Origin of the sequence: Paenibacillus sp. FSL P4-0113 (assembly GCF_038009305.1) — a bacterium.
Classification (GTDB): Bacteria; Bacillota; Bacilli; order Paenibacillales; family Paenibacillaceae; genus Paenibacillus; species Paenibacillus polymyxa_D.
In genome coordinates this window covers 233,127-246,727 of record NZ_JBBPAZ010000001.1, presented here as the reverse complement: position 1 = coordinate 246,727, position 13,601 = coordinate 233,127, and the positions used below count along the sequence as shown (strand labels likewise).

Genomic DNA, 13,601 nt, shown 5'->3' with positions numbered 1-13,601 from the left:
CATTTGGTCCCACTACAACTAGTTGTTGTACATATACTGTTCTACTGCCGTTTAAAACAAAACCCTCGATCAAAACAGTAGAAGAATTTACAGAATCTCGGTTATCTATTTTTACTGTGACCAGTTGGGTGGGTCTGACTCCTAGAACAGGATCGTTTGCAATGGGTCCAGTAGATAATACTGCCATTTAGATATTCCCTCCTTTCTAGTAAAAGCAAGCTTTTCTTGTAAACAATGAGGTCTTTCTCAAGATCATGTTCCCTCTATTTTATTTCTAAAACATGTGATATGATTGTGGCTTTACCTCTGTACATTTGTTGAGTTTTAAGACTCTAACTGCTCATCCGCAACAATACGCCGAGCACCAATGATTGTACCACTCCCGTTTTTTCCCCAAACAGAAATATCAGTACTTTCTTCTGCCAAACCGCTTGTGGTAAAAACGAATTCATATGCGTCGAAGTTCGCTAGATAATTTCTCGTAACAACTGCATTGGGGGCTAAAGCTATTTGTTCTAGTACATGTAATGTTCGTAAACCATTTAAAATGAATTCCTGAATTAATATTGTTGAAGAATTGACTAAGTCACGGTTTACCATTTTAACAGTGACCTGTTGGATCGGCCTGACCCCACCAACAGGACTGTTCTCAATAGGACCAGTTGTTAATATTGCCATTAAGTTAACGCCTCCTTTACTGGTTATTAACAATAACTCCATGCAATCAAGTAAAATACTAGGACGAAAATAGAAAAGGAACCTGGAGTTCCCATGTATTATATTAATAATTTGTTAGATATGATTGTTTGTTTACCCATTAAAAAATAAGATATTATTTATTCTGTCATTCGGTCCGATCGAGCCTCAATCTACTCGTTGTTCTCAAGTTTTGGAAATCTCCTAATTCTCTCTCAAGGAAAGGAAATGAAAGATTTGCCCCTTCCTATATCATTCCAAACCATAAAAAAAGCACCCTAAGAGAAAGGGGTGCCCTCATCCTTGTTACAAATACCACTTGCGTCATGCTACAACACTCTTACAGATTTGTTTTTTAAATCCTCAAATTGTTCCTGCTTTTGTTTCTCATTCCATAAATAATGAAACCCCCATCGATTTGCGGTATCCCCTTCTCGCAGCTCTTGCTTCAAAGCTGAAAACCGTGAGTTAATATAGTCAAAACCCAAATATTTATAAATTACTTAAATATGTTAGCAAGCTTTGATTTCACTATTTGACTAGCATTAAATTTACTTTTTATCTTATTAGAACCATTTTTTCCAACAATCAACGCTTCTTCAAAGTGATCCTGGATCCAAAACAACCTCTCAGAAATTGCGTACCCGTTAGGTTCAACTTCAAAATAATCCTTTCCTTCCTCAAGAATAAATCTATCATTTCGGGGGTTTGTCGTAACAAGTACACATCCTGTCGATATCGCATCAACGGCAGCCGTAGTTGGAAAACCATCTAAAGCAAATCGATCCGGAACACTGCAATTTAGAAATATATGAGTTCTTTCGTACACTGACTTTAACTCTTCAGGGGAAAGTAGGCCATAGAATGTATAATTCTTATTTTTCAATAGAAGTAATTGATCTTCCCAATCACCAATTAGATTAAGATGAAAATCATCCGTAAGTCGATTAAATGCATCTGCCATAATGGGGAAACCTTTTCTAATGGCATTAAAAGCACAGAATGTTAACTGTATAGGCATTTCAACTTTCTTCTGTTTGAATGTATATAAGTCGGTATTAATCACAACGGGATAATAAATACTTCCAACAATCGATTCCATAACTTCATTGATGTTTGTAAATACGGTCGAACAATGCTGTCCTGCAATGGAAAGAAACTCTTTTTTTGTCCATGGATCCAGTCCGCCACCAGGGTACAAGGTAGCATGAAGATTAATATTTCGGTCATCTAAGAATGGCTTAATATTTAGATTAGGATTTGCTCCTGGCAAATAACTTCCATCCGGAAGAAAGCCATGCCCAAGCAAACTAAGTGTTAAATTTAAGAAAACACAATATACATCTGTAACCCCCTCAGACACTGCAACTTTCATAAAATCAGAAAAAGGATAAACTTTAGAAGGAAAATAATCATCATTAGGTTCAGTTGCAAAGAACAAAGTATCAGGCCTTTGCTCGAATATATTAAAGTTCTCCCAATATCGAAAACCACTTAGCTTCCATGGAAACTTCGTATCAATTACTGCAAGACGCCGGTTAGTATGCGATTGAATTTGCTGACTAAATATTTCCATACTTTCACCCTTTCTTAAGTTGCTGCTCCCTAAAGCTGTACACCACAGGCGTTTCCCGTATACATATGTGGCTACAATGGCCGATGTTCTAGTACAGGATAGCTGAATCATTCCTACGGTTAGAAAAGCTTCTTAAATTTGTAAGGCTTCCGCTGGTTCGCAAGCAGGTGATCCTGTGGCAGGAACGGCGGGTTCGTCAGGCTGGGAGTGTTTGGACTTCCGGCCGCCACTCTCACCATTCATCATATAATTCTTTAGCTCAATTCATCCCACCAATCTTTTGAACAATAATTTTTTGTGATGAACAACGGCTGCGAATACACGAATTCCAAGCACCGTCATATCCGCTGATTAGGTTGAGGTTTGATCGGACCGATTGACTGAATAAATGTCTAAATTTTGTGGGTAAACAAACAATCATATCTAACAAATTATTAACTCAACTTTCGCACCTAGAAAATCAGCCTAACCCCTTGAGTGAGTAAGGAAAAATCGAATAAATTTTTCCGTATTGACAAAAAACACCTTACTTGTTTGGTATCATGGAAGTGTCAAATCAACCATGCCAACAAGAAAGGTGCGTAACTTTATGTTACAACAACATTCCATGTCTGAATAGACTCGCTTTTCCAACATTTTCGCAACCCTCCAAATGGAGAAATTCTTACAAATTGTGGGGATTTCTAAGTCTTTTAGCTTACCTAGTCCCGCAGTTTTCCAAATCGTCTTCTCACTGGTTTTTGAAGGGTGGCTTTATAACATCCCTGCAGGTAAAGCAGTATGCCTCCCATCAGAATGGAGCGGACACGTTCTGAGAGTTGTACGATCCCCATAACAAAGCCTTTTCACCCTACGGCAGCTATCTAATCAACAGCTACTGTCACGCGTGGAGCTGGACCCCAACCTATTTGATTCGTAAATATAAGCTTTAAAATATAATAAGGCCATGCCAGATCAGGTTATGAGAACCTTTTTCAGCACGGCCTTATGGTTTGACCAACTAATCGTCTGTTCGCATTACTTTGGCTAGCAGCTCATACGAGCGCAGGCGCGCTTGATGGTCATATACCTGAGAGGTTGTAATCAGCTCATTGGCTCTAGTCTGGTCTATAATCCAATCTATCTTTTGCTTGACGGTGTCAGGACTGCCAATGGCTGAATACCCCAGCATATTACCACGAACCGCCTCCTTTTCCTGCTCACTCCAGAGTTTCTCCATGTCATCAACTGGTGGCTTCAGTCCTCCGCTGTGCCCGCGCAGCACATTTAGAAACTGTTGTTCTTGTGATGTAAAGAGCCTTTTCGCTTCCTCATCAGAATCTGCAACAAGCACATTAACACCGACCATCACATAGGGCTTATCCAGTGCTTTAGATGGTCGAAAATTGCGATGATACAACTCTAAAGCCTGTAGCAAATGAGCCGGGGCAAAGTGGCTGGCGAACGCGAACGGCAACCCAAGCTGACCTGCCAGCTGTGCGCTGAATCCGCTTGATCCCAGTAACCAGATGGGAATGTCCAGCCCTTCTCCAGGAACCGCTCTTACTCCCGGAACTGCTCCGCTTAGCGCTGGATTCAGGTAAGAACGCAGCTCATTCAATTGCTCGGGGAAATCTTCCCCAGTACTATGAAGCCTTCGCCGCAGTGCCCTCATCGCGGGTTGATCCGTGCCTGGAGCACGGCCAAGTCCCAGATCAATTCGTCCCGGATAGAGCGACTCTAATGTTCCAAACTGCTCCGCAATCATGAGGGGAGCATGGTTCGCCAGCATAATACCGCCTGAACCGACCCGAATCTTGTTTGTATGTGCAGCTACATGCCCGATGATCACGGACGTAGCTGCACTAGCAACTGCCTGCATGTTATGATGCTCCGTTAGCCAGTACCGATGGTACCCCCATTGTTCTGCATGCTGGGCAAGATCCACCGTGTCGCGGAAGGAATCGGCAGGAGTGCCGCCTTCAATGACAGGTGCAAGATCTAATATAGATAGTGCAACGTTCCGCGTAGTCATTATATATAAACCCCCTGTCAATATATTATTATACGTATTTCCCTCAACGCCTTAATTCTTTGACCTATCAATTGATACGTCAATTATAATAATGTGTCCCGTTATGAATTGCAAATGATTTAAATTTTTAGTTTTTATCAAAAATCAGTTTACTTTTATGATAAGCTCATCTATTATGCAAATATGTGGATAATGGTTATCCACATTAGCCTGGTTATAAATATTGAGGTGATTGCTAGTGCATATGAAAACAGGTGTCGAACAATCTGTCTACGCTCTTCTTCTACTCACGATGCTGCCGGACAAAGCTGTTTTACCTGGGGAGGCCATTAGCCAGCAGTTAGGTGCTTCACCTACTTATTTTCATAAACTGTTACGAAAATTGGTTAGCTCCGATTTGATTACTTCTGTACCTGGTGTCAAGGGCGGGTTCAAATTAAAGAAAAAACCTGAGGATATACGGGTATTTGATATTTACCTAGCGATTGAGGGACAACAAACCCTTTATTCTTCCAGTGGTATATACAACGAAATGCTTGAATTAAAGAAAGACGATCAGTGTTGTTTACTGACAAATTTGATGGAAGAAGCGGAAGCCTCCTGGAAGGCCGTTCTGAAAAGGGAAACCATCGCGTCACTATCCGCTGACTTTTTTAAAGAAGGATATGATGCCAAAATTACTTCTTTGGAAAACTGGATTCAGGAAAAAATGGTCTTGTAAAGAACACTAATTATCAGAGAGGAACATGAACATGAACGATTACTTAGTAAAAGCTCTTGCCTACAATAATCAGGTACGGGCTTATGCCGTGAGAACAACGGAAACGGTAAGTGAAGCCCAACGGCGTCATTATACCTGGCCCACAGCATCGGCTGCATTAGGACGTTCTATGACGGTCGGCGTCATGCTGGGAGCCATGCTTAAAGATGAGGATAAACTGACGATCAGAATCAACGGTGGCGGACCTATCGGCACTATTCTTGTCGATACCAACTCCAAAGGTGAAGTTAGGGGTTATGTAAAAAATCCACAAACCCATTTCGAGCTTAATCAGATAGGGAAATTAGATGTCGCCAGAGCTGTAGGAACAGATGGAGCGCTCATTGTATCCAAAGATATCGGCTTAAAACACCCGTTTGTTGGACAAATCCCTCTCATATCGGGTGAGTTGGGCGAGGATTTCACATCTTATCTCGTCCAATCCGAACAAATCCCCTCTTCTGTAGGAGCGGGAGTTATTGTTAACCCGGATAACTCTATTCAGGCGGCTGGAGGTTTCATTATTCAGCTGATGCCAGATACGCAGGAAGAGGTTATCAGTTTTATCGAGCGACGCATTAAGAGCATTCCAAGCATCTCCGCAATGGTTATGGAAGGTCTTACACCAGAGCAGATTCTGGGTCAGACTTTGGGAGAAGGCAACCTGAATATACTGGAAACCATGCCTGTACAATTTCATTGTCCCTGCTCAGAAGAGCGCGTTACCAATGCCATTATCAGCTTAGGAAATAAAGAAATAGAAGATATGATCCATACCGATGGACAGGCTGAAGCTCATTGCCACTTTTGTAACGCACACTACCATCTCACCAAAGAAGATCTCGAAGGCATGCTGGAAACAAACACCATTTAAATAAGAGCTGTTCCCAAAAAAGTAGGTTTAGCTACTGGGAGCAGCTTTTTTCTTTTCCAATACTTCCGAGGGTTTCTTTATCCTAAACACGGTAGACTTGTTCATGATGTAAGTGATAATGTTATATTATTCCAATCAGTTGAGATGAGGTGCACTATGCTCGAGAAAGATACACATGAAATTTGGGCTTATTATGATGGCGGTGCAGAAATAGGCAGGTTAGAGCGAGGTATCGGAAAAATAGAGCTAGAAAGATCAAAGGAAATCATTTCACGTTATCTCAGAGAGTCTACTCATGTTATTTACGATATCGGCGGCGGTGTAGGGGTCTACTCCTCGTGGCTGGCGGAGCTGGGATACGAAGTTCATCTATTTGATCTATCTTCCCAAGCCATTGAATTCGCTCGTCAGCAGCAACTGAATAAACCCATCATCAGCAAGCTGGAAACTACGGATGCCAGAAATCTCGATCGTAAAGATGAAAGCGCGGACATCGTGCTATTGATGGGACCTTTATATCATTTAACGGAACAGAAGGAACGAGTAAAAGCACTCCAAGAAGCGGCACGCGTCTTAAAAAAAGGGGGAACGCTAATTACTTCAGCTATTTCCAGGTTTGGCTCGCTACTGTGGGGACTATCCGTGTACGGTGAGTGCAACACCATTGTGGAGGAAGATGCGTTCATGGATATGGTCAGACAGGAGCTAACAGATGGTCAGCATGTGCGCCCTGTTGCTTACCCCTCTTTTATCGCGCGCTCCTACTTTCATACACCGGATACCTTGCGTGCAGATTGGCAGGCGGCTGGATTGCCGAAGCCTCGTGTACTGGGCGTGGAAGGTCCAGTCTGGATTGCACCCGGATTTGAGGAAAAGTGGGCGTTTCCTTCCCATCGCAGCCGTTTGCTGGATATAGCACGGCAGGTTGAAGAGCAGGAATCTGTGATCGGTATGAGCCCGCATATGCTTGCAGTCGGTACCAAGTCTTGAAGCTCATCACCTCTACAACTAAGGAGAGATGTAGCCTATGAGAAGACGTAAACGTTACATCGTTAAGTCTGCAATCATTCTGATTGCAGCTATAATCGGAATGATTTATATCGTAAATCTGGATACCTCTTTTAGAAAAGTCGTTTTGGATCGCATGGATACAGCCAAGATTAATACTATTCTCATTAGTAAATCGCCAGACTATACAGACCAATTGGTAAAAGACAAAAATGAAATTCAAAGTATTCTTAATGCTCTTGCTGAAATGAAATTAAGAAAATCCAGTGTATTAGATAAAGGTCTTAATTCTGCATACATGCTCAGTATTTTCGTAGATCACGAAAACGAAAGGGACTTATTTGGAATCACCCTGTATGACCAAAACTATATAGAAATATATGATGAAACCAAAACGAAAAATAAAGTCACTTCCTATAAAATTACGAGTGATTATGATATAGAGTCCATTCGTAAACTATTCAAATAGGCCACCAGATATGTAGGTCATAGAATTTCTTGAAGCAATATGTTGATTTCTTTAAAGAAGGCTTTATTATCCGGACTTCCTCTCATAAGCTTTTGAAATGGCTTCTGTGTATAGACTATTGTAAGGATAGGAGACTTTTCCCAGATAAAATAACTTACAGGAGGTTGTTTTTCTTGATGATCCTTGAACTGGTAGCCTTTATTTCTACTGCTGTCTTGTCTACGTTTTTTTCCTTTCGATACCGCTTGTGGAGACAGCTGTAATGAGAAGTGAACATGAAATGCTTCATACTATTCTTCAATTCGCTCAAGCGGACGAACGGGTGCGTGCCGTGATTCTGAATGGTTCACGCGCCAATCCACATGCTCCACGGGACATTTTTCAGGATTATGATATCGTCTTTCTCGTATCTTCCATGGACAGCTTTATTCAGGAACGTCACTGGATCAACCACTTTGGTGAATTGATCATTATGCAGACGCCCGATGAGCATATGGAACCTACTTCGACGCCCCATGATCGCTTTGTTTTTCTCATGTTATTTACGGACGGCAATCGCATAGATCTTACACTCTACCCTGCGAATAACATCGTCAATTGGACCCGAGACAGCTTAAGTGTACTGCTGCTGGATAAAGATGGACTGGTGGAGCCTTTCCCACCGCCAAGTCTTCAAGATTATAAGACGATACCTCCAACTGCCCAAGTCTATGCGAATTCCTGCAAAGAGTTCTGGTGGGTCAGTACTTATGTAGCTAAAGGATTATGGCGACAGGAGCTGCCCTATGCCAAATTTATGCTAGATCGGCCTGTAAGGGATGCGCTTCACTTGATGCTGGAATGGCATATTGGTATACGAACCGACTTCGCGGCAGATCCGGGAAAGCAGGGAAAATATTTCGAGAACCATCTTGAGCCTCGACTTTGGACGCTCTACATTCAAACGTTTGCGGATGCAGATTATGAACATATGTGGCAGTCTCTTTTGATCATGGGAAATTTATTTAGAGAAGTTGCCTTGGAAGTAGCGAACCATTATGGTTACGAATATCCGACTCTGGACGATCAACGTGTTACGAACTATCTCCATCGCGTAAAAGCTCTCCCAGCAGATGCTAAGGACATTTATTGATAAAAAACCAGTCGGCACTTGATTTATATGTGCTAGGCTGGTTTTATTTTTATACTCTAAGTTATTCGGTCAGAACCCGATCGCCTCTGCTCGCAGGCTGAGAGATAACCAAAAATTCAACATCCTCATTCGTTTCATTAAACATTTGATGAGGTACCATAGGAGGAACCTCACACCCTTCCTGAGATCCTAATTGGATTTGTTCACCATCCACTTCAAGTACCGCTGTACCTGATAAAATAAAGAAAAATTGGCGTGCATGATGATGATAATGTCTGACCTCATGAGTATTTCCGGGCATCCGCTCATGAATAATACTCAAATCCTTATTTTTCACTAAGCGCCAACCATCACATTGATCTCCCCATATATAATGTTCAGCATTATTTTTACTTATTTTCATATTGAACTCCTCCTTTTTGCAATTACAGTTTCATTTTAAATATGGATTCATAGAGCTACAATCTTATTTTAAAAAACGGCGGGACAAATGTAAAAAACACTCCGACTTAGTCAGACTGTTTTTATATATCCGCCTCGATAATTTCCTCCAACTTAATCCAGCTAAAATCCTCTTCCCCACGGGACAGCTTCACTTCTCGCCGACTTGTATTAATCACCGTGACCAGTCCACGCAGCTCCTCATCATCAAATGGATTGAACACTTTTAGCGTAATAGGCTTACGTTCGTTATAGGATACGATGATGGCCTGTTCAATCTGCTGCATTTCCTGATCGTCCAGTGTCGGCTTGCCGCGCCTTCCTTGCTCCTTCATCAGTCTTAAATATGCCTCCCGATGCTCAGGCAAAATCATGCGCGAGCTTTCCCATATGCCATTTCCTTCAAGCTTTTTCCCCATTGCAAGACCCTCCTAAGCTGTTCTAATTACCGGATGCCATGCTAATACATGATCTAATCGAAAAACACGTGGCTGGCCTGTCTGTAAACAGGTGGCTCGTATCAAGCCATTCTGCACACGATGCACCTCAATACGCCGATGAGACAGTTTGCCCTTCCGATCCAAATACACGATTTCCACGATCTGCCCCACGTATTTTTCCAACATGATCCTTCACTCCTTATCAGAACGTTTGTTTGTATTATATGCGAACATGTGTTTGATTATCAATGTAAAAAAATCCCCTGAGGGATTTGACTCTCTCAAGGGAATTAAAATTCATAAGTGGATAGCTTAATATCTTCTTTATTCAAATCTTTCAGAGGATGGACAGGGCCATTCCAATAAGTGAGAATATCAAGCGGCTCATTAGTACCATGTTCTTTTAAAGAAAGAGATAATTCAAGTAATAAATGGGGAAGTTGATAAGAGCTTGTTAAAAACTGATATTCCTCTGGGCTTTCACAGTCTTCTGCTCGATAGAACACAAAGTATCCCTCGGTATGATCCCCAATGAGTACAATATAGCGAGCAAGAAACATAATTTCGCCATTGGCAAAAGGAATGGAATATGTCGAAGCAGAGATCAAATCTGTCTCTAAGCCCTCAATTCGAAGGGTGAGTTCATTGTTAAGAGCATCCATTCTTTCTCTTTGTTCGCTGACGAGTTGTTCATAATTTACAGGGACAAGCCCTCCTTTTTTGATCGTAGCGATCAGTTCGTCTATAAATACTTTTTGAGACAACACTCGATTGCTCATCCTATTCATCTCCATATTCGTGAAAATAAGCATGGAATTCCTGCTTCTACATGTTCAATAATTATGTATTAAAAATCTTGATTCATTAACTATCAAGCAATTTTGTGACTGCATTCACGACCCTTTCCATCTCAAATGGCTTAACAATAAAGTCTTTTGCACCTGCCTGAAATGCTTTTATAATCGCTTCCTGCTGCCCCAAAGCAGAACACATCAAAATGTTGGCTTGGGGATCAAGTTCTATGATCTTTTTAACAGCCTCAAGCCCGTCCATCTTAGGCATATTAATATCCATGGTGATTAAATCGGGACGAAAGTGTGCGTATTTCAAAACAGCATCATACCCGTTTTCTGCTTCCGCAATAACAGCGTGACCTAAATCCAAAAGAATATCTTTAAGCACAGAACGCATAAACAAAGAATCATCCACTACTATAACTGCTGCCAAATTAATCTCTCCAATCCGTTGTCAAATGATATGCACGCCCAAACTTCAATATCGGTGAATAAACTGGTAATATTAATAGAAAGAATCTGTAAAAATAAAAACGCTACCAATGAATTATAAAAGAAATTTGAAACTAGCTACTACAGAATTAGTTTTCAAAAAAACGTTTCACAATGACGTAAATCATTTCTGAAAAGCAAATTACAAAGGACTATATATCTACTGTATCTTGAGCACTAGCCATAAAAGCACAATCTTCTTGGATAGTTATAAAAAAAACTGAGGTCGGTATCATTCCGACCTCAGTTTATAAACTTATTCGTTTAGCATTTCTTATTCATTCAGAGCTTTTTTCAAAGCCTCCAGATTGTTTTTCATCACACCAAGGTAATCCAGGTTCTTCTGTTTGTCTTCATCCGTCAATCCTTCGAGCGGATTCAGTACATCGGTTTTTGAACCGATTTCAGTAGCTACGGTCTCAGCGACCTTCGGATCAACAAGAGTTTCGAAGAAAATCGTTTTAACATTATTTTCTTTAGCGAATTTGATAATACCCGCCAGCTTGTCCGGTGTAGGCTCTTGCTCTGGAGATAATCCGGCAATGGGTACTTGGGTCAGACCATATTGCTTAGCTAAATAACCAAAAGCAGCATGCTGCGTAATAAAGTCTTTACGTTTTACATCTTTCAGACCTGTTTTGAACTCGGTATCCAGCTCTTTCAGCTTGGCGATATAAGCATCAGCGTTTTTCTCATAATCAGCTTTGTTTGCTGGATCGGCTGCTACAAGCCCTGCTTCAATGGACTCCACTTCTTTTTGGGCCAAGACTGGATTAAGCCATACATGAGGGTCCATCACATGATCGTGATCATGGCCTTCCTCTGCATGTGCTTCTTCTCCTTCTTCCTCCTCAGCGGTGCCTTCCATCAGGTTTAACCCTTTGCTCGCTTCAACTACAACACGCTTATCGTTGGACGCGCTACTCAAAGCCTGTTCTGCCCAGCCTTCGACGATACCGTTATAAACAAACACGTCAGCATCCTTTACCTGTGCCATATCTTTGGCGCTCGGTTCCCAGTCATGCGGCTCGGCACCAGCTGGAATCAACGCGGTTACGTTAGCATGGTCTCCAGCAACTTGCTTGGTAAATTCATACATTGGATAAAAAGTGGTGACCACATTCAGCTTGTCTGCTGTTTGTGCCGCATTCGGCTCGGTTTGGGAAGCGTTTGTAGCTGTATTATCAGATTTGGCTCCGCAGCCAGACAAAATAAGTGCTAGTCCCGCAGACAATACAAATGATTTTTTGAACCATGTATTCATATTCATTACTCCTTTATCCATTAGATTTTTTAGTTATTCTCACTGTAATTACACTCACTGACCTGCCGCATTCTGCCGTCGCGAAGCCTGTTGCTTGCCCAGCTTGCGGACCAGCTTTTGTATACCAGCTCCTACAATCAGGAATAATAACAGCACCATGGCAATTGTCCCCCCTGGGGGTGTACTAAGTTCATACGATGCCGTTAAACCCATAAATACGCCGATCAATGCAGTGACCATAGATATCCAGATGGCTGCCGCGAAGCTCGGTGCAATTCGAATCGCCAGCGCTGCAGGGAGCACGATGAGTGAGGAGACAAGCAGCACACCGACAATCGGCATTGCAGCAGCTACAATCATCCCTGTTAAAATACTAAATGCAAATGAGATGGACTTGACAGGAAGACCGTTGGTCTTCGCCGTTTCTTCATCAAAAGTAATCTGATACAAAGGGCGCCGAAACACGAAAAAGAAAATACCTCCGATGACAGCCACAACGATCATCAACATCAGCTCTGTCTGATTGACAGCTACTACCGAACCAAATAAATAAGCGGAAAATCCTTTGTTGATGCTCTGATTCAGATTCATTAAAATAACGGCCGTCGAGAGGCCACCTACCATAATAATAGCCACAGATATCTCACTATATGTTTTATAAGACCTGCGGACGTACTCAACGATAATCGCGCCGATTACGGCAACAATAAATCCGGTTATCGTCGGGTTAATACCTAAATAGGCACCTGCTGCCACCCCTGCCAGCGATACATGCGATAGCATGTCCGCCATGAGAGCCTGACGCCGTAGCATCAGGTATACTCCAAGCACCGAGGCCAGCAGTGCAATTACCCCACCGGCACAAAATGCCCGCTGCATGAAGTCGTAGTGCAGCATTTCCATCCGCCATCTTCCTTCCTCTCAAGCTCAATAATTCGATCCAGATAATGTTGCACTTCCGATAGTCCATGGGTCACCATGACCACGGTTCTTCCATATTCCTTAACCTGTTGATTCATCAGATCGTAGAAGTGGTAGCGGCTTTCCTGATCCATTCCGGTCGTAGGCTCATCCAAAATGAGCAAATCCGATTCCTGAGCGAGCGCTCTTGCCACACAAATACGCTGCTTCTGTCCACCGGACAATTCGCCGATTTTACGGTGACGCAAATCCCACATGCCTACCTGACGCAGCGCCTGCTCCGTCAGATCATGATCCTCAGACCGCATACGGCGTAACCAAGAGCCATGAGTATATCTTCCTGAACGGACAAATTCCAAAATCGTACTTGGAAATCCGCCATTGAAGGCGGCAATTTGTTGGGATACAAATCCAACAACGAGCTTTTTGCCTTCACCTGTACGATTAGACATGAACACCTTGCCCTTCCAAGGCTGAAGCAAGCCGAGCAACAGTTTGAGCATGGTTGACTTGGAAGCACCATTCGGTCCGGTAATGGCTACAAATTCTCCCGAAAAAATTTCAACATTGGCATCCACCAAGTTAGGAACATCTCCGTAGCCAAATGTGACCTGTTCCAATGAGGCCAATAACATGACGCAAATCTCCTTTTCCTTTAAAAAGCCTGGAGCCATCTGAGCAATCATCCTTTGCGCAGATTCTCCAGGTCGTTTATGATCA

The 13,601-nt window shown here is 42.3% G+C and carries 16 protein-coding genes; 5 read left to right on the top strand and 11 right to left on the bottom strand.

The window, feature by feature from the left end:
- Positions 1 to 324 precede the first annotated feature (324 nt).
- From MKX46_RS01135 to MKX46_RS01125, 3 genes are all read right to left on the bottom strand, one after another.
- On the bottom strand, positions 325 to 678 hold the full coding sequence (locus MKX46_RS01135) for a hypothetical protein (protein ID WP_341070781.1): 354 nt from the start codon (positions 676 to 678) through the stop codon (positions 325 to 327).
- A gap of 517 nt (positions 679 to 1,195) precedes the next feature.
- Complete coding sequence (locus MKX46_RS01130) at positions 1,196 to 2,272, bottom strand: glycosyltransferase (RefSeq protein ID WP_080658678.1); 1,077 nt, start codon at positions 2,270 to 2,272, stop codon at positions 1,196 to 1,198.
- A gap of 1,000 nt (positions 2,273 to 3,272) precedes the next feature.
- The gene (locus MKX46_RS01125; RefSeq protein ID WP_069010185.1) at positions 3,273 to 4,286 is read right to left on the bottom strand and encodes an LLM class flavin-dependent oxidoreductase; all 1,014 of its coding nucleotides are present in this window, start codon (positions 4,284 to 4,286) and stop codon (positions 3,273 to 3,275) included.
- A 244-nt stretch (positions 4,287 to 4,530) separates the two neighbouring features.
- Between MKX46_RS01125 and MKX46_RS01120 the strand changes: the two genes are divergently transcribed.
- The 5 genes from MKX46_RS01120 to MKX46_RS01100 all read left to right on the top strand — a co-directional run bounded on the left by MKX46_RS01120 (position 4,531) and on the right by MKX46_RS01100 (position 8,529).
- Positions 4,531 to 5,007 (top strand): Rrf2 family transcriptional regulator, encoded by a 477-nt coding sequence (locus tag MKX46_RS01120; RefSeq protein WP_080658677.1) that lies wholly within the window; start codon positions 4,531 to 4,533, stop codon positions 5,005 to 5,007.
- A 31-nt stretch (positions 5,008 to 5,038) separates the two neighbouring features.
- Positions 5,039 to 5,920, top strand: a complete 882-nt coding sequence (hslO, locus tag MKX46_RS01115) for an Hsp33 family molecular chaperone HslO (RefSeq protein WP_341070780.1) — start codon at positions 5,039 to 5,041, stop codon at positions 5,918 to 5,920.
- A 156-nt stretch (positions 5,921 to 6,076) separates the two neighbouring features.
- Positions 6,077 to 6,910 (top strand): class I SAM-dependent methyltransferase, encoded by an 834-nt coding sequence (locus MKX46_RS01110; protein WP_069010187.1) that lies wholly within the window; start codon positions 6,077 to 6,079, stop codon positions 6,908 to 6,910.
- 37 nt (positions 6,911 to 6,947) lie between these two features.
- Positions 6,948 to 7,397, top strand: a complete 450-nt coding sequence (locus MKX46_RS01105; RefSeq protein ID WP_069010188.1) for a DUF5301 domain-containing protein — start codon at positions 6,948 to 6,950, stop codon at positions 7,395 to 7,397.
- A gap of 262 nt (positions 7,398 to 7,659) precedes the next feature.
- Entirely contained in the window at positions 7,660 to 8,529 is an 870-nt protein-coding gene (locus MKX46_RS01100; protein ID WP_069010189.1) for an aminoglycoside 6-adenylyltransferase, read from the top strand.
- 61 nt (positions 8,530 to 8,590) lie between these two features.
- Here MKX46_RS01100 and MKX46_RS01095 read toward each other — a convergent pair whose 3' ends face one another.
- The 8 genes from MKX46_RS01095 to MKX46_RS01060 all read right to left on the bottom strand — a co-directional run bounded on the left by MKX46_RS01095 (position 8,591) and on the right by MKX46_RS01060 (position 13,516).
- Positions 8,591 to 8,932 carry a cupin domain-containing protein gene (locus MKX46_RS01095; protein ID WP_069010190.1) on the bottom strand — a complete coding sequence of 114 codons (342 nt, stop codon included), beginning with the start codon at positions 8,930 to 8,932 and terminating at the stop codon, positions 8,591 to 8,593.
- Between the two features lie 121 nt (positions 8,933 to 9,053).
- On the bottom strand, positions 9,054 to 9,389 hold the full coding sequence (locus tag MKX46_RS01090; RefSeq protein WP_029519167.1) for a YolD-like family protein: 336 nt from the start codon (positions 9,387 to 9,389) through the stop codon (positions 9,054 to 9,056).
- Between the two features lie 12 nt (positions 9,390 to 9,401).
- The gene (locus MKX46_RS01085) at positions 9,402 to 9,596 is read right to left on the bottom strand and encodes a hypothetical protein (RefSeq protein WP_318626562.1); all 195 of its coding nucleotides are present in this window, start codon (positions 9,594 to 9,596) and stop codon (positions 9,402 to 9,404) included.
- A gap of 104 nt (positions 9,597 to 9,700) precedes the next feature.
- The gene (locus MKX46_RS01080) at positions 9,701 to 10,189 is read right to left on the bottom strand and encodes a hypothetical protein (RefSeq protein ID WP_029519166.1); all 489 of its coding nucleotides are present in this window, start codon (positions 10,187 to 10,189) and stop codon (positions 9,701 to 9,703) included.
- Between the two features lie 85 nt (positions 10,190 to 10,274).
- A complete protein-coding gene (locus tag MKX46_RS01075; RefSeq protein ID WP_029519165.1) occupies positions 10,275 to 10,637 on the bottom strand; it encodes a response regulator in 363 nt (120 codons plus the stop codon).
- A 333-nt stretch (positions 10,638 to 10,970) separates the two neighbouring features.
- On the bottom strand, positions 10,971 to 11,960 hold the full coding sequence (locus MKX46_RS01070) for a metal ABC transporter substrate-binding protein (RefSeq protein ID WP_029519164.1): 990 nt from the start codon (positions 11,958 to 11,960) through the stop codon (positions 10,971 to 10,973).
- 54 nt (positions 11,961 to 12,014) lie between these two features.
- The gene (locus tag MKX46_RS01065) at positions 12,015 to 12,863 is read right to left on the bottom strand and encodes a metal ABC transporter permease (RefSeq protein WP_029519163.1); all 849 of its coding nucleotides are present in this window, start codon (positions 12,861 to 12,863) and stop codon (positions 12,015 to 12,017) included.
- Positions 12,809 to 13,516: a metal ABC transporter ATP-binding protein gene (locus MKX46_RS01060; protein ID WP_039273487.1), complete on the bottom strand. Its 708-nt coding sequence runs from the start codon at positions 13,514 to 13,516 to the stop codon at positions 12,809 to 12,811. Before MKX46_RS01060 ends, MKX46_RS01065 begins: the two co-directional genes overlap by 55 nt.
- Between the last annotated feature and the right edge of the window lie 85 nt (positions 13,517 to 13,601).